This is a genomic window from uncultured Methanobrevibacter sp. (assembly GCF_937881195.1).
In the GTDB taxonomy this organism is placed as follows: domain Archaea; phylum Methanobacteriota; class Methanobacteria; order Methanobacteriales; family Methanobacteriaceae; genus Methanobinarius.
In genome coordinates, this window is sequence record NZ_CALGFC010000017.1 from 16,721 (window position 1) to 41,889 (window position 25,169).

Below are 25,169 nucleotides of genomic sequence, written 5' to 3' on the forward strand. Positions count from 1 at the left end.
AAAAATATTTTTGTTAAACATTTACTTTAAAATCGAGATTTATATCTTTCGCTGACTTTCCGCCTCTAACACCCCAATTTTCAAGTGGTTGTTCATTTATAAATATAAAAATAGATTCTTTTTCAATATTAAGGGCATTATTCAGTCTTTCAACAATTTTAGAAAATAAAATTTTTTTTGTGTTATTAGTTCTTCCTGAAAACATTGATATTTCAATTAAATATTTATAAGGTTCTTTCATTTCAAAAAAATCCCTTTCATATTCCATTAAAAAAATATTTTTATCATCATCTGGAAGATTTAGTACATCTATTATACTAGATAAAACCTCTTTTTTTAATTTTTCTAAAAAATCTTTATCTTTTCCCTTAGCTAGTGATATTTTTGTAAGTGGCATTAAATAACTCCTATTTAATTAAGCAAATTAATAGTTATATTATTCTTTATTATATTATATATTTTTTTTATATATATTATAAATATATTTTAAAATTTAATTAAATAAAATGATAAAAAATAAAAATAATAAAAAAAATACAATTAAAAATAGTAATAATAATAAAAATAATAAAAAATACAATTAAAAATAGTAATAATAATAAAAATAATAAAAAATAGAATTAAAAATAATATAAAAATTAAATACAAAGAAAAAAAATCTAAACTTCAAAAAAGAAAATAAAAAATTAAGGTGGATATTTAATAAAAAATAATAATTTAAATGTTTTTTATCACTACTTGTCCAATTCCCTATATAATGTTGGTAAAAATGCGCCAATATCTGTTACAACACTTAAAACTTGTGCACTTCCCCTATCAGCTAATTTTGTTACTGTTGCAGGATTGATATCAACACATACACTCTTTACTCTTGATGGTAAAATATTTCCAGTAGCTATTGAATGCAACATAGTAGCTATCATAATAACCATGTCCACTTCTCTAGCATATTCTCTCATCAGCTCCTGAGCTTCAATTACATTTGTTATAACATCTGGAAGTGGACCATCATCACGTATAGATCCAGCTAATACAAATGGAACATCATTCTTAATACATTCATACATTATCCCACTTTTAAGAGTTCCATCATTAACCGCTTCTTTAATAGATCCTGAAGCATTAATTGTATTAATAGCCCTCATATGGTGAGTATGACCCCTACTTACAACTTCTCCTGTTTTTACACAAACTCCTAGAGAGGTTCCATAAAGAGCATTCTCAATATCATGAGTAGCTAATGCATTTCCTGCAAAAACAAAATCTATATATCCCTCTTTAATCATTTTAGCCATTAAATCCGCAGAACCAGTATGTACAATAGCAGGACCCCCAACTATAGCAATCTTTCCGCCTTTAGATTTAACTTCTTTAATCTCTGAAGCAATATTTTCAATAATACTCATTAATGGTTTTTCTGAAGAAACTTCACTATTCATAAATTCAAAAACACCTTGTTTACCTCTTGGACGTTCTGGAGGAGTTACACGTATTCCTTCTCTTCCCACAACAATTAAATCCCCTTTACATATTCTTCCAATTGGTTTACAAGAAGCTTTAGTATTATTGTTTTCATCTGATTCAATAACAACCATACAATCCATTTCAATATTTTCAACAAGTAACCAATTCCCCTTATGAAGAACATGAGTAACATGGTTGGTAGTTGAATAAAAGTTCTCTGGAGCTACTTTATCCTTAGGAGAAGCAACTAAATCAACTTCTTCAATTGCTGAGATTGTAGCGCCAATTTCACTAAGTTCATCCAATATTTGATTTAAAAGAGAGGGAGAATCTGCTGAAACAATGATTTTAGCTCTACTTACATCAGACTTTCTTTTTCCAACATTAAGATCGATTATTTTAAAATCTCCCCCTTGATCCATAATAATATCAAGAGTTTTTGGAAGAATTAAAGAATCGATAATATGTCCAAACAGTTCTATTTCTCTTTGATTCATAAATAAATCTCCTTATTAAATTATTAAATTAATATTAAGTTGCATTATGAAATAATTATTGAATTATATTTAATTTATTATGTCCTATATCTTAGGATAGCACCTATCCCACCAAATGCTTTGAATAATTGCATTCCTTCTTCAGTTTCAGTAGAAATTATTTCAACATCAGAACCTAACTCTTCTGCCATTTCAACAAAATCATCGACAAGGTCTTTGACTTCAGAAACCTTCATTTTTTCATTACAATTTTCACATATTAATTCTTCATCAGCTTTAGAGTTATTATAAGTTATTTGAACTTTATTTCCACAATTAACACATTCCATAGTTGCCCTAGTCTTAATAAGATCTTCAGAAAGTAATAATATATCAACAGCTCCCATTTGAAGATTTTTCCTAACCTCTTTTTCACCATAAGAAGCTAAGCCATTATCATTTATTAATTCTTTAAGAAACTTCTGTACAAGTTGTTTTTCTTGCATAACATCCATTTCTTCTAAAATATCCATTGATTTATCTATAACTTCCCTTATTCCAAATTCTCCAGTATAAGAAGTGTCAACAGTAGCTATAACTTTATTTTTAAGTTCATACTGAAGATAATCACCTTTAAGAAATTCTTCTTTTGTATGGCCAGGACCTCCCAATATAATTCCTTTAAGGTCCTCAATTCCTAGAAATGCATCATTCATATGTTCCCCAATACGTTTTTTAAATTCGTGAGCAGCTAAATCAATTAAACGATCAAACCTTCTTTGTGATTGACCTCCTGCTTTATGTTTTCCAGGAACTCCACTAGTTAAATGTTTCATTATATCTACTCTTTTTCCTTTTAAAGTAGCTATTGTAGCTTCTTTTCTATCAATAACTGCTAATCCATATACTTCTTTAACATCCATCATATGTTGTAATGGTTCTAAGAAAAATTCAGAGTTACAATGGTAAGTATATGTTTGAATAGGTTCAGGAGGTTCGAAAACAAAAGTTTCCATCTTTTCAGTGCCTGGACCTCCTTTCGGAACCATACCCACAAAAAGAACCAATCCTTTTTCAGGAGGCTTTTTAAATAAACGAAGCCTTTGAACAATAACTTCTATAGCTGATTGAACATTTTTCTTTGTTTGTTTACTTTTAATATTAGCACTCTGACTTAACTCTTCACGCATATGTTTAGTAACATCACTAAGTTGACGATCCGGAGGTATATAAACTGATACTAACTCAGTCCCTCTTCCTTTTTTTTCAGATAATTCTTTAAGAGTTCTTTTAAATTCATATAATTCTTTTGAAGATACTTCTGACAATATATTCACTCCATGATTATGAAAATATGATAAAATTATAATAAATTTTTTAATAAATTATAATTAGTTATAAACAATAATATACAGTATAATCAACAATATGTAACGTAATTAGTAATATACCATATAATAAAATATACATCCCTCAAATAAATAAGTAAAATGTATAGCTAATAAAAATATTAGTATAATAAAAGTCTAAATTTAAAATACTGACATTAAGACAATAGAATGCTATTAATATTATTAAATTCAGCAATAGATTTATACCTTTTTATATTTATAAAAACTATAATATATAATTATAGCTATAAACTTACTATAAATATCAGGATATAATTATAATCCATATTATAATAAAAAAATTAATCAATATACTAAAAAAAATTTAATAAATTAATAAAAAAGGAAAAAATTAAAATAATTTAAAAACTTATATCATAACCATTTTAAAAAAAAAAAATTAGTTTAATATTTATTTTCTCCCACTTTTTATTTATTTAATCATTCCTTTTCAATATTTTTAATCTTTATTTAAATAAAAATATATATTTTTCTTATTAATTAAAATATATATTTAAAGAAAATTCAGTGCAAATAAAGATTAATTTTCATTTTTTATTATAAAATTTATCAGATAAGGATAAATTTGTTATAAAATATAAAAAACTAGTAAAAAAACTTCTTGGATGAAAAATAAAAATAATTATCTAAAAAAATATAAGCTAAAAATAAAATTTTTTAAAATTTATAAAAAAACTAAAGATTAAAAAATAAAAATAGTAGAATTAATTGAATTTAAAGAATTGATTATCCTAACCTACTAACTTTTATTAATGATTCTACAGGAACACCTTCAATTTCAGAAATTCCAACTTTATCAATTAATACAGCCACTGCTATAGGCTCTGCTCCTTGATCAATTAATGCATTAATTACTTCTTTTACAGTTCTACCACTTGTTATAACATCATCAACAATTATAACTTTTTTGTCCTTAACTTGAGCAAAATTTTGACTAATTGCTCCTTCTTGATCTTTTTCATCATCCTTCATATGTTTTATAGGATGGAATACAGATAATGAAGTTTCACAACCCTCTTCTGTTTCTAAAAAATCAGCCATCATTGTTGCAAAAGGTATCCCACTTACAGCAATACCTACAATAACATCAGCTTGACCATGATTTAATGTCATATCACTTAATGCCGCTGAAACATAGCGAAGTCTTGCAGAGCTTCCACCTAAACTATTCCAATTAATAGCAAAATCAACAGGAGCATCTGCAGGCTTTTCTTTTTCATCAAGCTTCTGCATAGTTAGCCATCTAGCTGTATCCATAGAAACATTTAATTCATCAGCTATTTCTCCAACTGTAAAGCCATGTTTTCTGAGTTCATGAGATTTTTTTATTAAATCTTGTTTCATTTTTACACCAATTGAAAATAGTTCCACATTTTTTAATTAGGATTAATTATAATCTTTTATTTATAGACAATATAATGTTTAATTAAGATATTATTAATATATCTTTTTAATAAGATAATATATTTTTTACTAAAATAATTTTAATTATTATTATATAAATTAATTAAAATAATATTTACTAAAAAAATATTAATTATCAATATATAAATTAATTAAAATAATATTTACTATAAATAATTTATCTTATTAATATATTGCTAATTGGTTAAATAATAAAAATTTAATCATCTAACTCGTCTAATTTTATAGGTAATTGTTCTTTAGAAGATTTATTAGCAGCTAAAACCATTTTAAGTGCATTTAAACCATCTTCACCAGTGATTTCTAATTCAACATCATTGACAATAGAATTTAAAAATGAAGATATTTCATATTTTAATGGTTCTTCCCTTTGAATTTCTACTTTTTGTGCGAATTTTCCTGCTACATCTACACTTTGATCAATATAATCAATAGAAATTATACCATCAGTACCAGTGACCTCCAATGCTCTTCTTTTATATGGAGTTAACCAATTAACTTCTAAAATACCAGTAATCCCATTAGCAAATTTAGTCATTATTTCTGCATGATCTTCATATTCACATTTTTCTAGAATACTACCCATTGTTGCATAAACTTGAGTTACATCATCATCAAATAAGTAATACATAACATCCAAATCATGAATAGCTAAATCAATAGCTACCCCAACATCTTTAATCCTTGGGGGGAAGGGACCTACCCTTTTAGCAGATGCAGAAACTACATCCCCAATAATATCCATCTCAATGAGTTCTTTTGCTTTTTGAACTGCAGGGTTAAACCTTTCAACATGTCCAGTACTTAATTTAACACCTTTTTCTTTAGCAGCTTCAATCATTCCTTCAGCTTCTTTTAATGTGAATGCTATTGGTTTTTCAACTAAGACATGTTTACCATTTTCTATTGCAGCCATAACAACATTATAATGATGAGTAGTTGGGACACAAACACTTACAGCTTCAATTTCAGGATTTTTTAATAAATCTAAATACTCCGTATATCCTTTAGTATCATATTTTTTAGATACTTTAGCTAAAGTATTTTCACTTACATCAGAAACTCCTACGAGATTCGCATTATCCAACCTATAATAAACACGAGCATGGTTATAACCCATTGCTCCAACCCCAATAACTCCTACATTAACACTCTTCACAACTAATCCTCCATATTGAAAGTTAATTAGTAATCATTATAATCTATTAATAAATCATTATAAATTTAAATTTGTAATTTTTTAATATTTAAAGTTATGAATTCTTGATAAACCTAAATTTATAATTTTTAATATGTATAATGTCAAAAATATTATACTAAAAATGCCATTATTTAATTAAAATCCTATTTATATTGTTATACCTCTAAAAATCCTATTTAGATTGATATATTTATAAAACAATGTGATAAATAAGGACAATATATTAATATGAAATATTAAATCAATATAATAAATAATAGCTTCAAAATAATAATATTTAATCTAAAATTAATAAAATAATCATTATTAACATAAAAATATTAAATTATATACACATAATATTAATTTCAGACCATATATTTTGATAATTTACTATTATAATCTAATATTATAATCCAAATATTATAATTATAACTTATACTTGATGACATATAAACTTAATCTTAAGTAAAAAATTTTCTATTCAAATAATAAATAAACCATTATAAAACTTATTTCTAAACTCAAACAAATATTTAAACTCAAATAAGCATTTCATTAAATAAATTCTTTCATATCATTAGCAAGTTTTTTAGCCAAATCTTCAGCTTCACCAATAGAAGCTTTTAGTTCAGATTGGTTGAGTATTTCTCCTTTTTGAGTCAATAAAATAGAATATAAACATAATTCTTCCCCATTAACCCTAGCTATTGATCCCAATGGCCATTGACAACCAATTCCTAATTCTTCAAGAACTGTTTTTTCTGCCAAGACTTCTTGCTCCGAAACATGATCATTTAATTTCCTTATAGTATCTTTAACTGGAGAATCTTTTCTTGTTATTACAGCTAAAGCTCCCTGACCTGCTGCAGGAGTTAAATATCTAAGAGAAAACCTACTTTTAATATATTTTGTAAGTCCTAATCTATTTAATCCAGCTTCAGCCATTATAGTAGCATCTACTTCCCCATTTAAAACTTTTTCAACACGAGTACCAATATTACCCCTTATAGGATTTAATTCTAGACCTTTTTCATACATATTACAAAAAGCTTCTCTTCTTAGACTACTAGTTCCCAAAGTTGAACCTTTTTTAAGTTCTTCCCAAGAGTAATTTGATACTAAAACTTCATTTGGAGATTCTCTAACTGGAACCGCAGCTATTTCAAGATCTTCATCAAGTTCTGTCGGAACATCTTTTAAACTATGAACTGCAAAATCTACTTCCTCTTCTAAAACAGCCCTATCTAATTCTTTTGTAAAAAGTCCTTTAGAATCCATATTATAAAGTTGAGAAGTAGTTATCTTATCTCCAGTAGTTTTAATAATTTTAGTTTCAACTTCATTATTTGTTAAATCAAACAAACATTTTCTAATATAATTTGTCTGTGTTAAAGCAAGTTCACTTCCTCTAGTTCCAACAATCAATAAATCAACCCCAATTCTAATAAAGAATTGTATTTAAATAAATAGTTATTTAATAAATAATAAAAACACTTTGTGTTTTAAAATATATAAAAATAAAAGATTTTATAATGAATATATATTTTATACGGATATAAATTTTTTCATTATACATATTATTATAAATTATAAGTATTATTAAAATAAATTAAAAAAGATGAAAAATAGAAATTAAAAATAATAAATGTAAAAAGATACTAAAAATAAAAATATTAATAATAATAAAAATATTAATAATAATAAAAATATTAATAATAATCCAAAATTAAAGTTAAAAATTGAATTTTTAGGACTTATTAACATCTTTTAATAGCATTGCATTAATAGCAACAAGAACAGTACTTAAAGACATCAAAATTGCCCCAATAAGTGGATTAAGCATGAACCCAAATGGTGCTAATACTCCTGCAGCCAATGGCAATGCTATTATATTATAACCTGCACCCCAAACAAGGTTTTGATTCATTTTACTTGTTGTTTTAATACCAAGATCTAAAAATTTAATTATATCTTGAGGATTACTCTTTACTAATATAACATCAGCAGAATCAATAGCTACATCAGTTCCAGACCCTATAGCTACTCCAATATCTGCTGCTGCAAGACTTGGTGCATCATTTACTCCATCACCAATCATCATTACAGCATCTCCAGAATTTTGATACTTTCTAACTATTTTCTCTTTATCTTCTGGGAGAAGTTTTCCAAAAACATTGTTAATTCCTAATCTTTGAGCAACCAAATTTGCTGTTTGTTTATTATCCCCAGTAAGCATAATCGGAGTAATATTTCTTTTTTTAAGAGAATCAATCATTTTTTTAGATTCTAATTTAATTTCATCTCCTTGAGAAATAAAACCCAATAGTTCATCATTTTTATTTAGTAAATAGCTAATAGAATTACCTTTTTCTGCAAGTTTTTCAAAAGTTGATTTATCATGAAAGATATCTTTTCTATCTAAATAAGCCTCAGATACTATCCTAAATTTTTCCCCATTAATATTACCACTTAATCCAATTCCTGTTTCTTGATGAGTATCTAATGCTTTTTCGTAATTTAAATTCATTTCTTTTGCTTTTGATAAAATACCAATAGCTAATGGATGATTAGATCCATTTTCTAATCCTGCAGATATTTCTAAAATATTTTGATTAGTAAAACCATCATTTAAACTTTTATAGTTAGTTACTTTAAAATTTCCCTCAGTTAATGTTCCAGTTTTATCCATCAAAGCATATCTCAATTTTTTTATTTGTTCAAATGAAGTCCTATTCCTAAATATAAGTCCATTATTGGCACCAATAGAAGTACTTCTAGCCACAACTAGAGGTATAGCTAACCCCAATGCATGAGGACAAGCAATAACAAGAACAGTCACGGCTACAGAAAATGCAATGCTTATGTTTTCTACATAATACCAAGAAACAAAAGAAATTATCCCTAATATAATAGCTACATAAAATAGCGTTCTTGCAATAATATCTGCCATAGTCTCTCTTTTTGATTGTTCTTTTTGAGCTTTAGAAACTAAATTTTGTACCTGAGACAGATAACTTTTTTTACCAGTCCCAGTTATTTTTACTTGTATATTTCCTTCCCCATTAACTGAACCCCCAATAACACCATTGTTAACATTTTTTGTTATTCTTTTAGACTCTCCAGTTACCATAGATTCATTAATGCTAGTTTTTCCATGTATTATAATTCCATCTGCAGGAATTTTTTCTCCTGCCCTTATTTCAACAATATCTTTTTCATTTAATTTTGAAACATCTATATCAATTATATTTCCATTTTCAATTTTATGTGCCTTTTTTGGAAGCAATTTAGCTAGTTTATCAATTGCAGAACTTGCACTCATTATTGAATTCATTTCTATTATATGGCCCAATAACATTATATCTATTAATGTAGCTAATTCCCAGAAAAAATCAGAAACCATTGGATATATATGGAATATGTTATTTGCAAAAACAGAATATAAACTATAAAAATAGGCAACTGTAATTCCCATGAAAATTAAAGTCATCATTGCCGGTTTTTTATCTTTTAATTCCTTTTTTGAACCATTATAAAATGGACTTCCGCCATAAAAATAGATTATAGTCCCAATTAATAAAACTATCCAATATGAACCAAAGAAACTAATTTGAAATGGCATTTCCATTCCCATCATAGGAGATAAAATTATAATAGGAATAGTTAAAATCAAAGAAGTCCAAAATTTTTTTTTGAGATCTTTCATATCCATCATACCATTTGAATCATGACTCATGAATTCATGACTCATTTCATCCATTTCTTCATGATGCATATGTTCATGGTTACTATTAAACTCCTTTGAATCTATATTATCACTAATATCATTTTTTATATTACTATTTTCCTTATGATTCCCATTATGAAAACTATCATTCATATTCCTATCAGTTGATTCTCTATGATGATTTCTGTTTCTTTTATCATAAACAATAGCTTTTTTGTGGTTATTTTTTATTTCCATTTCATCTTCATCCACCTCATGATGAAAAATATTTTTTTTATGGTCTTTTTTCTTATCCATAAAATACCCCGTAAATTACTATATACAAATTTTAAAATTAATATACAAGTTTAAAAAAATTTGACTTTTTATTGTATAATATTATTTTATAATATGTATTTAAAAAGTAATATAATTTATTAGAAATTAACATGATTTTTGATTTCATTATTGTGAAATTTTTAAATTGCAATAAATAATTATGGATTATTTTAGATAGGATATAATTAATATAAAATATTCACTAATAGTAAATAGCCTATTTAACATGAAAAATCCATTTAAAAATTAGAAATTAGAAATATAATTTAAATCTTAGAAAAAATATACAAATTTAGAAATATAAAAATTTAAATATTATACAAACTTAAATATTATCTTTTATTTATTTGAGAATAATTAGAACGATAAATAAAAAGAATATTTTTATTATTAGAAATAACCTTTTTTTGTGCATCAATAGGATTTTTAATGATTTCAACATTATGAAGCATCTTTTTTTCTATTTCAATCCCTAAATCATCAGTTAAGATTAAATCTAACTTTTTTTTAGAGTTTTTATTAGAATTATTTTTTAATTTATAATCAGAATCATTTAAAAGATTGTCTAAAAGATTAGCCACCTTATTTTCATCAATTTCTTCACAAGTAACACCATATTTTCCACCTAAAATAATTGTATAATCATCAAAACTATCAATCATTTTAATAGAGCTTTCAATGGCCTTAGTGTTTATTCCAGGGTTAATTTCTTCAATAATGATAGAATTATTATAATTTTTAAGTGAAGTCCTACCTTTAATACCTTTAAAATTGATTAATCCTCTTTTAATTTGATCTTTATCAATTCCTAAAGATAAAGAAACAGTAACGGCACATAAAACATTTAAAACATGATGTTTTCCTGGAGCAAAAGTATCAATAACTAATGAGCCAGATATTCTATCCCCCAAATTAGTCAGAATATTTTTATAAATTAGTTTAATACGAGTATTATTTAATCCATAAGAAACTGAATCCAGAACCAAGTTAGCCGAATTATCATTAAAGCTAAAGGTATTTATCTTAGATAATATTGCTTTATTATAACATCCACTAGAGGAATGGAGATTATTAAAATCAAAAGAATTATTCAAAGAATCCTTTGAAATATCGTCACTTATATAAAAATTATGCAATGTTTCTTTTTCAATAACAACAATATCACAGTCAAAAACTTGTTTTTTTGCATTTCTTGCATTTGAAGTATTTTTAGCTATAGGATAATTTTCCACAAGATTAGTTAATACACCAACATCCCCTAAACCAGTAGCTCCCAAAGAACTTTCAAAGATACATGCCCCATATCCAATATTATAATTTAAGTTATCAGGAGAGTTATTGGGAGATTCATCTATCCTAATTAAATCATCAATATTGATACAATTAGGGTTATCAATTTTTTTAGCTATATCTATAGTTTCCAATATACTTGCAGGAGTTATACTAATATTCTTTTTTAAAATTAATTTTTTACCTTTTTTATAATAACAAGCCCCAAGACTACTTAAAACAAGAGGACTCTGATAAAGCAAAATCTCTTTAAGCATAGATACTACACTAGTTTTACCTTTAACCCCTGTAACTTCAACAACCGGGATGTTTTTATTAGCTATATCATTTTTCCATTTATTTAAAATTAGTTTAATTGCTTTATGATGAGTTATTTCAGTTATATCAATTTGGGGATTAAAATTTTGATTAATATTAGTACTATTAGCATTATTACTATGATTAATATTAATATTCTCAACACTAATCTTCCCACTAGTAATATTCTCAATATTAATCTTCCCACTATTAAATTTAGAATTATTAAGAATATTATAAAAATTAAAAGGAGAATGAATAGGATTAACTATTAATATATCTAAATCAACAAGATTATCTAAATAATTTTTTAAATCAACTTCATTCTTTAGAATATGTATATTATGAAAACTAAGTAAATCACTATCTTCATTTTTTATAGTATTATAAATATCATAGGCATATATATTATCAAATTTACCTAATTTTTTAAGTCCAACAGCGATTTTAACTCCACCATGAGTTAAATCAATAACCAGTGCATCCATATTCAACAAACCAATTTTATAATAGATTTTTTATTTAAAAGAGTTAATACTAAAAATTTAATATAAAAATTTAGTAATTAAAAAATTAATATAAAAAATTAATATTAACGAATTAATATAAAAAATTTATATCAAGAATTAATTAAAAACAAGCTCTATCTGAACCTAATCCACCTTCAGTTAACTTTTCTTTAACTTTTTGATAGAAGTATTTATCTGTTGTTCTAATAAAACAAACATCATTTTGAGATCTTATAAATCTTAATTCTTCTGAATCATCAATTTCCTGACTAACTTGACCATCCATAACAAGAACCGCTTTTTTACCCTTTTTAAGTAATTTAACTTTAATTTCACTTTTATCTGAAACAACAAAAGGCCTTAATCCTAATTTATAAGGACATATAGGAATTATAATAAATGCACCAACTTTTGGATCTACAATAGGTCCTCCAGCAGACATAGAATAAGCAGTTGAACCACTAGGAGTAGATAATATAAGACCATCGGCCCTAAATTCCTCTACAATCTCTCCATCCACACTTACTTCAAAATTTAGCATTTTAGCTGGTTTTTCAGTCATTATCACAACTTCATTTAAGGCAGTGAAAAGTTCTTTACCATGGGAAACTCTTAGTTGAGTTCTTTTTTCCTTAAAATACTCTCCTTTAAGAATAGTTTCAATCTTTTTAAAGGAATCTTTAATATCTAATTCGGTTAAAAATCCAACAGTCCCTAAATTTATTCCCAAAATAGGAATTTCGCCAGTGCTAAGTTTAGTTTGGCCTCTTAAAAGAGTCCCATCTCCACCAAGAGTTATAACCATATCTGTATCAAACTCATTAATATCTTTTACATATTCCGAATAATCATCTTGAATATCCAACCCATTCAGTTCATTAGCTACATCTTCATTATGCTGAGATATATTATATATTAAGTCAGGGATGTCTAGATTATCCTTTTTAACTCTAGATAGTTTTTTAGCTAGTGATTCTTCAATTGAAATATCAATACCTTGATCATCTAAGAATTTTATAAGTTTAGCTGAGAATAAAATAGCTTCTATCTTATCTAACCTACTTACAATCCCAACTTTTTTAATATCAAATGACTTATTATTATTTATAGTGTTTATTATTTTTTTATGAAGTTTAGGATTACTTGATCCAATAACAATAGCTTTTTCTGATATGCTTAACCTGTTTTTTAGTTTATTACCATTTTCATCAGTGATAATTGCACCAGACTCAATAGCTATTAACATTGAAGCAGCAATATCTATTATTCTACTTCCCCTCATATCAATAAAAACATCATATTTACCATTAGCTATATAAGTTAGTTCTAAAACAACAGAACCTAATATTCTCATCCTTCTTACTTTTTTTATTAAGTTAAATACTCCATAACTATTATTCTTAAGAAATGCACCTATAGATAAATTATTAATATTAGTTTCGGTATTAGGCATCATTTTTTTATTATTTAACCATGCCCCTTGACCTTTAACTGCATGATAATAATCTCCACTAGCAAAATTTTTTATAAAACCTAATTCTACATCATCAAGAGAAATATATTCTTTATTAACCTCAGCAACAGCTATAGAAATTCCATAAGCAGATATATTTTTTATAGCATTACTAGTTCCATCAAGAGGATCAACTAAAAACAAAAATCTAGGTTTATCTTTATTATCTATACTATTAGAATCATTTGAATTATTCTGTTCGGAGTTGTAGATATCTTTTAATTCATCAGAGACATTAATATTTTTTACAACACCTCTACCAATTTTTAATTCCCCTATTTCTTCACTTATCAAAATAGAAGTAAAATTAGTATCTCTCAAAACTTTTATAACCTCTTTTTCAGCTATTAAATCAATATAAGATGTTGGAGTTCCATCAGCCCCCATTTTAACAAATTCACCAGATTCATTATTTCCAAAATGTCTCTTAATCTTTTTTTCAACATTCTCAATTATTTTATTGGAAATATTTTTACATAAATCAATGTCTTTGTTTTTCATTTTTATAGCCTCAAGTAATAATAGCAAAAAATAAAAATATAATTAATATGAATTATAATGAATATATATTAACTTAATACCAATTATAATAAATATAGACCATATTAATACTAATTATATCTAATATTAGTTATAGTTATTATATGAATTATAATTATCTATGAATATACTTTTGAACATATATTATTATATTATCATATAATAATTATATAAAGTATAAAATATAAATCCATTGCTTTTTTTAATATATACTTATTGATTTTAATTTTTATCAATAATTTCATCATTTATATAAATAACTGAAGCAACAACAGTCCCCAATTCTTCAACAACATGATTAATTTCTTCAATTACTAATTCATTAATTTTTTCATTACGAACTTTCATCATATATTTAACCATTTCCTCAGCACCCTTTTTGATTTCTTCAGAAGTCTTATTGATCCCTGAATTTTCAACAACACAACCAAGGTTATCTCCAATAGCTATTGCTACAGCAGAAGAAATTAAATCCCCTTTTTTATCTGAGCTTATTGTTGCTAATACACAATTTACCATAGCTCCAGCTTTCAATTTTGGGAGTAAACATGTTTCTGTTTCTTTTTCAAGCATACTTGAAACTTTAATTAAATTAACATCACCTATTCCTGCTTCGAGTAATGCATTATCAAATGAATTAAGTTGAGTTGGACCTTCTGCCTTTCCTGATACAATAGCTACTTTCATTTTATCACATTGTAAATTTAATAAGTATTAACGATATGTTATTAGTAGAAAAATTTTTAGTAAAGATATTTTTTAGTAAAGATATTTTTTAGTAAAGATATTTTATTAAATATATTTTTAATTAGTTTAAATTTAGTAATTTAATAAATTTTTAATTGAATTTTATTAACTTGAATAAATTTTTTATTTTAAGTTAAAATTAATATTATTTTAAAATTAATATTAGTTTAAAATTTATTAGTTTAAATTTTAAATAAAATTCAATTTATCATATTTTAAATAATTTTTAATTAAAATCTAATTTATTTGTGTTTATTATATTTATATTAATTTATGATAATTAATATTTAATTTATTAATTACAAAAGCATTAAATTTATTTATAATAATTATTATTTTAATTTTAATTCTTATTTTTAATTTTTTTATAATAATTAAATTCAATAGAATACTTTATATAAAACTTGATTAAATATAATATTAATCTAATTATATTGCTTATATTAACTACATTTTTGCATATTGAAGTTTATATAAAGTTCATAATAAATATGTGTAAATACACAGTATTATTAATTAATATTAGATTTTATAAGGGGAAAATATTTTTTTAATAAATATATGACCTTAAAATTATTTTAACAAAGATTATATCCTATATGTGGAGGAAAAATAATGTCAAAGAAAGTTGTTGAAGTGAAAACTTTAAAAATAGGAAAATATGTAGTATTGGGTGGAGAAGCTTCTAAAATAACTAGTTTATCAACTTCATCTCCTGGAAAACACGGAGCAGCTAAAGCAAGACTTGAAGCTGTTGGTATTTTTGATGGACAAAAAAGAAGTATTGTTAAACCAGTAGATACTAAAATTGATATCCCAATTATTGATAAAAGAGTTGGACAAGTATTATCTATCATGGGTACTGATGTTCAATTAATGGATATGGAAAATTATGAAACTCTCGAACTTCCTATACCTGAAGAGATAAAAGACCAAATTGTCGAAGGTGCAGAAGTGGATTACATTACTGCTTTAGGAAACATGAAAATAATGAGAGTTAAATAGATAAATGTTTAAATTTATCTAACTAATTCCTTTATTTTAAATACTATTTCTAAATTAATAATAAAATAAATAAAATACTTAATTCTAGCTAATTCCTTTATTTTAAATACTATTTCTAAATTAATAATAAAATAAATAAAATACTTAATTCTAGCTAATTTTTTTATTTTAAATAATATATCAAATTATATAGTAAATTATATATTTAATTCAAAATCTAACAAAAAAATCTTTTATATTGATTATAAAATAATTTATATCATTTATACTAATAATTTAAGATTTATTAATAATAAAATATATATTAATATTTTTAAACACTATTATAAACAAGTTATATCAATATTATAAATTGATAGAAAATTTTAAATTTGCAAATTTAAAAATAATAAATTTAAAAATATATTTATTTTAAAATATTAAAAGGTCATTGTTATTATGCTTTTTAACACTTATAAACCATGGAAGTTTGCTTTTTCGCAAGAAACTGAGGATTTAGATGAAGCTAAAGAAAATAGTTGGGGAATAATTGGTGTACCATTTGATAGCACTAGTTCATATGGCCCAGGATCAAGATTTGGCCCAACAACTGTTAGAGAAGCATCATATAGCTTTGAAAAATATAATATAACATTTAAAAGTAATTTAGATACAGTTTTCTACGATTTTGGAAATATAAATGTTATATATGGAAATTGTAGAGAAACTGTTAAAATTCTTGAAGAAACAATATTAGAACTTCTAGAACATGGAATAAAACCAATAACTATTGGTGGAGAACATAGTATTAGTATAGCTCCAATAAAAGCACTTTCAAAAAAATATAATATTGAAAAAATGACAATCATACATCTTGATGCACATATGGATATTATTGATGAATATCAAGGTGAAAAATGTTCCCATGCAACAATAATGAAAAGAGCGTATGATTTAAATCCAAAAGAGATAATTGAAATAGGAATTAGATCAGCAAGCCTTGAAGAAAAAGATTTTGTTGAGAATAAAGAGAATATAACCATATTTACTGCAAAAGATACAAGAGAAAAATTTGAAAATATTAATAAAAAACTTAATCAAATTAATGTAGATGAACCTGTTTATTTAAGCATTGATATGGATGTTTTAGACCCTTTATACGCTCCAGAAGTTGGAAATCCAATACCAAATGGAATTTCAATAGATATAATTGAAGATATACTAAAAACTTTAGCAAAAAAAAATATAGTTGGTTTTGACTTAGTTGAGGTAGCTACAAGTAAACTTGGAGATTCAACTGCAGTAACTGGATCTAAAATAATATATGATTTCTTATCATTAAATAAATAAAAATCATTTAAAAATAATACTTTTTATCATTAAATAATAAGAATCATTGAAAAATGCTGTTTTTTATAATTAAATAAATAATAATTACAAAAATTAGCTATTTTGTCATTTTAATTTATTTTTTTAACATCAACACTTATTTTACCATTTTCTAAGGATAATATCATTACTGTAGCTTCACTAAAAATTGGAGCAGTTGGACTTCCAGGATTTAAAAGAATAACTTCCCCCATTTCTTCTATAAGTGGCTGATGAGTATGTCCACTTATCAAAACATCAACATCGAGTTCCTTTGCAATATAATACAATTGTTGAGTATCTCCTTTTGGATTAACTTCTCCATGTTTAACTCCAATTTTAACTCCTTCAATAGTTTTTACAATACTTTCAGGAAAATCATTTCCATATTCTCTATCTCTTTCTCCTTGAACAATTAAAACAGGAGCTATTTTTTCTAAATCATATTTTACATCAAGAGAAGTCAGATTACCTGCATGTATAATAAGTTCAACATCTTCAAATAATTTAAATACTTCTAAAGGTAATTTATCCACTTTATCGGGAATAAATGTATCTGAAATTAAACCAATTTTCATAAATAACAAAACCATGATTTCATTTTTATTAATATTATAATTTTAATTTAATTTAATAATAACTAATTTAAAAAAATTAAAAAATAATATACAAATAAAATTTAATGCAATCAAATTCAAATAAATAATATTTCAAACATTATTTATCTATTTTTTTCAGATTTTGCAAAAAAGAATGTCCCTATTACTAGACAGATTACTGTCAATAAAAGTATTGCAGCAAAGTTAATCAATGGATTAAAAATTGGTGTTTGAACACCAGTAACACCCCTTACCAAATCAATACAATAAGTCATTGGCATAATACGACTCAAAGCAAGTAATAGCATATTAGAATCATTTACAGGAATAATTGCTCCTGATAAAAATATTTGAGGCATTATTATTATCATCATTGCGAAATTTGCAGTTTTTGGATTTTTAATTAATCCCATTAAAATCATTGACAATGCCCCAGCTGCAAAACATATAAGTGGCGAAAGTGCCAAAATCAATAACAATTGATCTAATGGAAGGTAAATATTCATAACCAAGCCAACAATGAGTGTTCCTATCATGCTGACTATAGCTACAAAGGTAGATCCTATTATTTTTCCTATGACTAATGAATAACGAGAAATAGGAGATACTAACATTTCTTGAGTAAAGTCTGTTTCATGGTCATCTACAAGTGAGGTCATCCCTAAAATTGTCACCATAAACAACATAGTAACAAGCATTCCCACAAGCATAAATTCACCAAGATTTGCACCTCCCACTATGCCCATCATATTTCCACCAATCATACCCATCATAAAGAGAGGCATAACAAGTGTAACAATTAGCATAGATGGCGATTTAAAAAATACTGTGATATCTCTTGCTACTACTGCAATGATTGAATTTAATTCTCTTGAAATATCTGACTTTCTTTGATTTAAATTTTCGTTCATATTCTTCATGCCTCTACTTCATTTTTTTTATTTAAAAATTCAATATATGCATCTTCTAACATTGGTTCATGAATTTTTATTACACTTAGTTCTGTTTTTAATTGTGCGAAAATCTTTTGTGGTGATTTTGTATAAGGAACAATTATATGTTTGTCTATAATGAAAGGTATATCAAGTTCTGATAGTTCTTGTATCAATTCATCACGATTTTCAGCATCAATGATTAGTTGGGTTTTAAGTAAACTTTCTTTCAATTTTTCTGGAGAAGAGCAGGTAGCAATTTTGCCTTTATTTATAATACAAACATTATCTGCATTTTCGGCTTCATCAATATAATGAGTTGTTAGAAAAATAGTAATGCCATATTTATCACGGATTTCATTAATATATTTCCATAAACTTCTACGACTTTCTGCATCTAATCCTTGTGTTGGTTCATCAAGGAATAAAACATCTGGTGTATGAATTAAGCTACGCATAATTTCAAGTTTTCTTTGCATTCCTCCAGATAAATTTTTTACAGGATTAAACAATGCATCAATGTCAATATCAACCACTTTAGCAAGTTCCATTACTTTTTCACGATAGTTTTTTGGCATTAGATTAAAAGTTGGCCTGTATGTAAACATACCATAAAGACATGCATGAAATCTAATGTTTTCTTCAGCTGTAAGTTGTTTGTCGAGACTAGGTTTTTGAAATATAATTCCTATCTTTTTTCGAACTTCTCTATCTTCTTTATCTATATCAAACCCTGCAATTTTAACTTCTCCCGATGTTTTTCCGAGCGTAGTAGTTAATATTGAAATTGTTGTGGTTTTTCCGGCGCCATTAGGACCTAAAAAAGCGAAAAATTCTCCTTTTTTAACTGAAAAACTTATATTATCGATTGATAATTTTTTAGAACCTTTATAACTTTTAACTAAATTTTTTACTTCTATTACATTATCAGTCATTTCTCTTACCTCCAAAACCTTTAAATTTATGGTGATGGTGATGATGATGGGAAGAATCCCTATTATGAAACTCCCAAAATCTTCTGGAAAAATTATTTTGATTTTCATGTTTTTCAAAGAAACGTTTTCTGAAAAATGCAATATAATCATCCACATCTACTTCTTTTTCAATGTTTTCAATTATTCTTTCTATGTAATTTAGAAGATTATCCTGTTCTTCATCATTCAAACAGCCAAAAAGCTCTTCTAAATAATTATATTCCATATCATCCTCCTCATTAGGAGTAGCTTCACGCCCAGCATCAGTTAATTTTATAACAAATGAACGACGATCTTTTTCTGATTGTTCCCGAATAATGTAACCTTTTTTTTCAAGTTTATTTAGAAGTTCAGCTAATGCTTGTGTACTTATATCAAGTAAGTATCCAAGTTCTTTTTGCATTATTTCTGGTTGCATTTTTAAAAGAGTTAATACTCTTCCTTGTCCTTTATATGGATTAATATCTTTATTTTTATATTTTTGATCCATTTGATCCATATATAAATGACCATATAAATGCATTAGCTCCATAAATTCAGTTGCTAATTTTTTTCTTTTATTAGTCATGATACTACCTTCTTTTTAGTCAAGTTTTTTAATTATTCAGTAAAGTAGACTATTAATTTAACAAGTCTTTAATTATACTATCAAGTATATTATTATATTATCAAGTACTTAAGTATTTTGGTAAGGTGTGTAGTATATAAAAAATAAATTTTGTTATTATTTTATTCATTTTCTTAATTTTTCATTAAAAAATGATTTAAATAATTATTAAATCATTGAAAATAGTAATTTTAGACATTATAAAATATTATCTAGTAAATTATTTAAAAATAATGTCAAATATACATTTTAAAATATTTGATAAAAAAGCCAAATACAAATTTTTTAAAATTTTAAAATTAAAATTTCGAACAGATAAATTATCATTTAACATTTAAGGCAGAGATAATTAATAATACCCTATAAAATTAATAAATATTATTTTTATAATAAATAATATAATTTTAATATATATTTATAAGAATATAATGAAAAAGAGTTTAATGAAAAAGATTTAATTAAAAATAATGAATTAAAATTAGTATTATTATAAAATAATTAACTAAAATCAGTTTTATAAAAAATTAAGGAAAATATTTTATTATAAAAAATTAAAGGAAGAAATATAATTGCTTTTTATAAATAATATACTATATAATTAGTTTAATATTATTTTATGCTATTTTTCTTCCAAAAAATGGTTTATTTTTTCATTTATCTTATTGGTCTATATACTTTTATTTTTATTTTGAAAGTTTTGCCAGATTTTAAATTAATCTTAAACTTTATCTTATTATCCACATACTTATATTTTATTTTTTTATTGTAAACTTTCCATAAATTATATTTCAAGTTTTTATAAATTACATGAGCATTTACAATATCTGAACCAGAATATCCATAGTTTTTAAAAGTCAGCCATTTCATATAAACAATATTTCCATATCTAATAGCCTTACTATACTTCTTTTTAACAAGTCGAACATCCGGCTTAGTAGGAACATCAGAACCTTTAGAAACTGTGTAATTCATAGTATTAGTAAATCCCAAATAATTGCTGTTACCCGAATATTTTACTTCAGCTATAAATTTACCTTCTTTAGATGGAGTGTAAGATAAATTCCAATTTCCATTAGTAGAAGTAAACACATTATATGACTTACCCCCAATAATAACATTAAGAGAAGCTTTATTTATAGGTTTACCATTTTTATCTACAAGAACACCGCGAATAATTGTAGTTTTTCCAGCAGTAGCATTTAAAATAATAATACTAGAATTAGTAGCTAATTTAGACACATTAAAGTTTGTATGATTACTAAATGCAGTGTAATTGTCATTACTCATAAAACTAACAATCACTGGAATATCACCAGTGCGATTAGCAAAATAAGTTAAATTCCAACCACCAGTAACATTAACCGGTACAAAATAATTAACACCATCAATAGTGACATTAACAAAATTAATACCTGTATAATTAGCTAATTGACCATAAATAGCAACATTTTCACCAAAAGTAGCATTAGAAACAATGATACTACTATTTGTGACTACTTTATTTGCAGAAAACTCAAAGTTTACATTTTGATTATCCAAAGTCCCATCAATCAGTTGCACACCAACATTATCAATATTAAATTCGCCAGTAAAATTACTAGTATTATTAACTGAAAACTCTTGTCCATTAAAAGTGCCATTAATTACAAAATAAGGTAATTGATCAACACCATCATTAGTAAGAGTATTATTCAAAACTAGAAACATGAATTTAACACTATCACCAATTTTAAGATTATTCAAACTAGTAAGATTAGTGATATTCAAAATATAATGATTATTAGTATCTATACCAAAAATCAAACTGGAAATATCATTAAAACCCCACCAATTATAATCAAAACTACTATTATCATTAAAACCAGTTATATTAACACCAACAAGAGCCAATACATGATTATATTCAACAGTAACATTGACAAAAGATCCAACATATAATCCTGTAAAATTCAAACCAGCACCATTAGGAGCAAAAATACTATTTCCCCTAATAATAAAGTCAGTTACATCAGTAGGTAAATCTCCCTCATTAGAAAAGAAATAAAACCCATCACCTTTAGTGGAATTTATCTTATTATTAAAAAAGTTGAAACCACAAAGATTACTTTCACTAGAATAAACAAACACCCCATAAAATTCTCCAGTAATATTATTTTTAAGGAAAGTTATATTGGAGTTGTTATTATCATAAGTAGCTAGTAAAAGACCTAAACCAAATATTCCATTGATATTATTATTACCAAAGAAAATAGTTATATTGTTATTACTGTAAGAAGTCAATGCAATACCATATTCTGATGTTCCAATAAGACTATTATTTTCAAAGGTTATATTAGTATTGTTACTGTTAGATACTCCTAACCAGATACCCCATTCAGCCCCAGTAAGATTAATACAAGAAAATAGAACTTTTGTATTATTACCATAATCTAAACCCAAAAGAGCAGCATATCCATATATTCCACTAATATTATTATTTTCAAAGGTCATATTGGTATTATTATTGTTAGATGCATCCATAGAAACACCATTATCTGCTTCTTTGATATTGTTATCTTCAAATGTCACATTAGTGTTATTATTATTGTATACATCCATATAAATACCATAACTTCTTCCAGTTATATTATTATTATTAAAGAATATATTAATATTTTGATTAATATGTGCATCCATATAAATACCACGAGATATTTTTCCAAGGAGATTATTATTTTCAAATATTATATTAAAGTTTTCACAAATAAATCCCCCTAGATTAAAACCATCTAAAATCCCAGTGATGTTATTATTATCAAATATAATATTGACGTTTTTACTATATGGAGTACTCCAAGAAAAACCATTACTAGATGTTCCATTAATAAAATTATTTAAAAATGTTAAATTAGTGTCATTACTATAAGATGTATCTACAGAAATACCATCATGTCCTCCTGTAATATTATTGTTGACAACTGTTAAGTTAAAATTGTTATTGAATTGTGCATATATACTTAAAGCGGAAAATTGATCCATATCAGAGTTGATTCCCCAAATATTATTGTTTATAAAATTTATATTAGAGTTTTTACTATCAGATAACATTAAGTAAACAGTTCTAGAAGTCATTCCAGTAATATTATTGTTATCAAAAGTTATATTAGAGTTGTTAGTGTTAGAGGCATATAAATAAAAACCAGATGATGTTCCATTAATATTGTTGTTAAACAATTTAATGTTGTTTCTACAATCTGGTACATTGATAAAAACACCCTTAGACTTAATTGTGGCATTACTAGATATATTGTTACCTAATAAAGAAACTTCTATAATCACTTGACTATTAGCAGGAGCAGATATATAAACTGCACCATAATTATTGTCAGAAATTAAAGAATTTATTGTGTTGTTTTCAATGTTTATTCCTTTTAAATCAGCACCAGTACTACGAATATCAATACTAATACTAGAAGATGTAATATTATTATCAATAATTGTTAAATCACTACTATTGGATTTAATAGCTGTATCAAAACCACTAATAGTTAGATTGATTATGCGAACATTTGTTGATGTAATATTAAATAGAGTACCAGTTCCTGGCCCATTTATTTTCACATTACCTTTACTATTACCTTTTATAGTTGCATTACGTGTAACATTAATTTGATTGAAATTATAATTACCATCAGCAAGATTAATCACTAAATCAGAATCAGTATCATGATCAATAACACTCTGAAAATCAGAAGTAGTATTATTACTATTAAGATTATAATTCTGTGCACTAACACCAGACAAAGTAAGCAAAAATAAAAAAGTTGAAACAACTAAAATAATTGACATAAAACGCTTATTCATCACAAACAAAATTTTCACCCCCTGATCCAATCAATTATAAAATAAATTTATTTTAAACATAAAATAAAAAGAGTTATTATTATGTTATAATATATAATATGTAAACTACTAGTATAAAAAAGTTACAATTAGAGGTAAAACATTGAAAGCAGAATAATAGTTATTAAAACCTTGAAAATAAAAATAAATAAATAAGTACTACTAATAATGAAAAAAAATTATATGAAAAGTTTAATAAGAATTTTAAAAAGAAATGAATGATTTAATATAAATATTATTTTTTTAAATTTAAAAACAAAAAAATTAAAAGAAATAAAAAGTTTAAAAAAATGAAAAAAATCATCCTCATACTTTTATATTCTTCATATAAATAAGTGTTTTTATAGGAACCCAATTCTTACCAGAAGTATAACTTACAGTATTTCCCCCACCACTAAAAACTTTAGCATAGATTGTTTTATAAGAATATTTATCTGAAAACTTACCTAAATTATAGTTATAAAACATATATTTGATTTTAGCTTTGGTTATATATTGTTTGTCATAAATAGTACCATGACTATAAAATGAAGTCTTATATTTAAAATATTTAGACTTTTTATAATCAGCTTTATCAGTATAGTAATTTATTCCTTGTTTCCAACCTATAGTATGGGTTACTTTTTTAATAGGAGTATTTTTTACTACAGTTTTTCCAAAAACATCTTTATTACTTATTTTAACTTTATAATGAGTTGTTTTGCTTGCACTAGAAGGGGCTAAACATAAAACCATTACAGCTAAAAACATTAACCCCAATATCATTGCTTTTTTATTATTCATATAAAATCGCCTTGTATATATTTTTTATTTACTAGATAATAAAATTTTTCAGAATGAATAGGGAAATTATTCATTTAAATTATTTATCCAATAGCCTAATAGATCTAAAATAATAACTATAAAAAATTATTAAAAATAC

Annotated in this window: 18 protein-coding genes; 2 read left to right on the top strand and 16 right to left on the bottom strand. The window is 25.0% G+C overall.

Going from position 1 to position 25,169, the window contains the following annotated elements:
• Nucleotides 1–13: 13 nt before the first annotated feature.
• The 10 genes from Q0087_RS01905 to Q0087_RS01950 form a co-directional block, all read right to left on the bottom strand.
• Entirely contained in the window at nt 14–397 is a 384-nt protein-coding gene (locus Q0087_RS01905; RefSeq protein ID WP_297897911.1) for a tautomerase family protein, read from the bottom strand.
• A 337-nt stretch (nt 398–734) separates the two neighbouring features.
• Nucleotides 735–1,961, bottom strand: coding sequence for a TIGR00300 family protein (locus Q0087_RS01910; protein ID WP_297897913.1), 1,227 nt, complete (start codon nt 1,959–1,961; stop codon nt 735–737).
• Nucleotides 1,962–2,038: 77 nt separating this feature from the next.
• A complete protein-coding gene (prf1, locus tag Q0087_RS01915; protein WP_297897915.1) occupies nt 2,039–3,268 on the bottom strand; it encodes a peptide chain release factor aRF-1 in 1,230 nt (409 codons plus the stop codon).
• Between the two features lie 810 nt (nt 3,269–4,078).
• Nucleotides 4,079–4,696: an orotate phosphoribosyltransferase-like protein gene (locus tag Q0087_RS01920; RefSeq protein ID WP_297897916.1), complete on the bottom strand. Its 618-nt coding sequence runs from the start codon at nt 4,694–4,696 to the stop codon at nt 4,079–4,081.
• A gap of 280 nt (nt 4,697–4,976) precedes the next feature.
• Nucleotides 4,977–5,936: a Gfo/Idh/MocA family protein gene (locus Q0087_RS01925; protein ID WP_297897917.1), complete on the bottom strand. Its 960-nt coding sequence runs from the start codon at nt 5,934–5,936 to the stop codon at nt 4,977–4,979.
• A 579-nt stretch (nt 5,937–6,515) separates the two neighbouring features.
• Nucleotides 6,516–7,385 carry a hydroxymethylbilane synthase gene (gene hemC / locus Q0087_RS01930; RefSeq protein WP_297897918.1) on the bottom strand — a complete coding sequence of 290 codons (870 nt, stop codon included), beginning with the start codon at nt 7,383–7,385 and terminating at the stop codon, nt 6,516–6,518.
• A gap of 322 nt (nt 7,386–7,707) precedes the next feature.
• Nucleotides 7,708–9,984, bottom strand: coding sequence for a heavy metal translocating P-type ATPase (locus Q0087_RS01935; RefSeq protein ID WP_297897919.1), 2,277 nt, complete (start codon nt 9,982–9,984; stop codon nt 7,708–7,710).
• Between the two features lie 353 nt (nt 9,985–10,337).
• The gene (gene cfbE, locus Q0087_RS01940; RefSeq protein ID WP_297897921.1) at nt 10,338–12,080 is read right to left on the bottom strand and encodes a coenzyme F430 synthase; all 1,743 of its coding nucleotides are present in this window, start codon (nt 12,078–12,080) and stop codon (nt 10,338–10,340) included.
• Between the two features lie 142 nt (nt 12,081–12,222).
• Nucleotides 12,223–14,115 (bottom strand): bifunctional NADP phosphatase/NAD kinase, encoded by a 1,893-nt coding sequence (locus tag Q0087_RS01945; protein ID WP_297897923.1) that lies wholly within the window; start codon nt 14,113–14,115, stop codon nt 12,223–12,225.
• Nucleotides 14,116–14,376: 261 nt separating this feature from the next.
• Nucleotides 14,377–14,841, bottom strand: coding sequence for a pyruvoyl-dependent arginine decarboxylase (locus Q0087_RS01950; protein ID WP_297897925.1), 465 nt, complete (start codon nt 14,839–14,841; stop codon nt 14,377–14,379).
• A gap of 675 nt (nt 14,842–15,516) precedes the next feature.
• Between Q0087_RS01950 and Q0087_RS01955 the strand changes: the two genes are divergently transcribed.
• Together Q0087_RS01955 and speB are read left to right on the top strand one after the other, a co-directional pair.
• Nucleotides 15,517–15,906, top strand: a complete 390-nt coding sequence (locus Q0087_RS01955) for a translation initiation factor IF-5A (protein WP_297897927.1) — start codon at nt 15,517–15,519, stop codon at nt 15,904–15,906.
• Nucleotides 15,907–16,344: 438 nt separating this feature from the next.
• The gene (speB, locus tag Q0087_RS01960) at nt 16,345–17,235 is read left to right on the top strand and encodes an agmatinase (protein WP_297897929.1); all 891 of its coding nucleotides are present in this window, start codon (nt 16,345–16,347) and stop codon (nt 17,233–17,235) included.
• A gap of 110 nt (nt 17,236–17,345) precedes the next feature.
• On the opposite strand, the gene Q0087_RS01965 is transcribed toward speB, so the two are convergent.
• The 6 genes from Q0087_RS01965 to Q0087_RS01990 form a co-directional block, all read right to left on the bottom strand.
• Nucleotides 17,346–17,846 (bottom strand): YfcE family phosphodiesterase, encoded by a 501-nt coding sequence (locus Q0087_RS01965; protein WP_297897931.1) that lies wholly within the window; start codon nt 17,844–17,846, stop codon nt 17,346–17,348.
• A gap of 128 nt (nt 17,847–17,974) precedes the next feature.
• On the bottom strand, nt 17,975–18,772 hold the full coding sequence (locus Q0087_RS01970; RefSeq protein ID WP_297897933.1) for an ABC transporter permease: 798 nt from the start codon (nt 18,770–18,772) through the stop codon (nt 17,975–17,977).
• Complete coding sequence (locus Q0087_RS01975; RefSeq protein ID WP_297897936.1) at nt 18,769–19,719, bottom strand: ATP-binding cassette domain-containing protein; 951 nt, start codon at nt 19,717–19,719, stop codon at nt 18,769–18,771. Before Q0087_RS01975 ends, Q0087_RS01970 begins: the two co-directional genes overlap by 4 nt.
• A complete protein-coding gene (locus Q0087_RS01980; RefSeq protein ID WP_297897938.1) occupies nt 19,712–20,326 on the bottom strand; it encodes a MarR family winged helix-turn-helix transcriptional regulator in 615 nt (204 codons plus the stop codon). The genes Q0087_RS01975 and Q0087_RS01980 overlap by 8 nt, the downstream gene beginning before the upstream one ends.
• Nucleotides 20,327–21,019: 693 nt before the next feature.
• Nucleotides 21,020–24,217 (bottom strand): hypothetical protein, encoded by a 3,198-nt coding sequence (locus Q0087_RS01985; RefSeq protein WP_297897939.1) that lies wholly within the window; start codon nt 24,215–24,217, stop codon nt 21,020–21,022.
• Between the two features lie 336 nt (nt 24,218–24,553).
• Nucleotides 24,554–25,030 (bottom strand): hypothetical protein, encoded by a 477-nt coding sequence (locus Q0087_RS01990; protein WP_297897941.1) that lies wholly within the window; start codon nt 25,028–25,030, stop codon nt 24,554–24,556.
• Nucleotides 25,031–25,169: the final 139 nt, after the last annotated feature.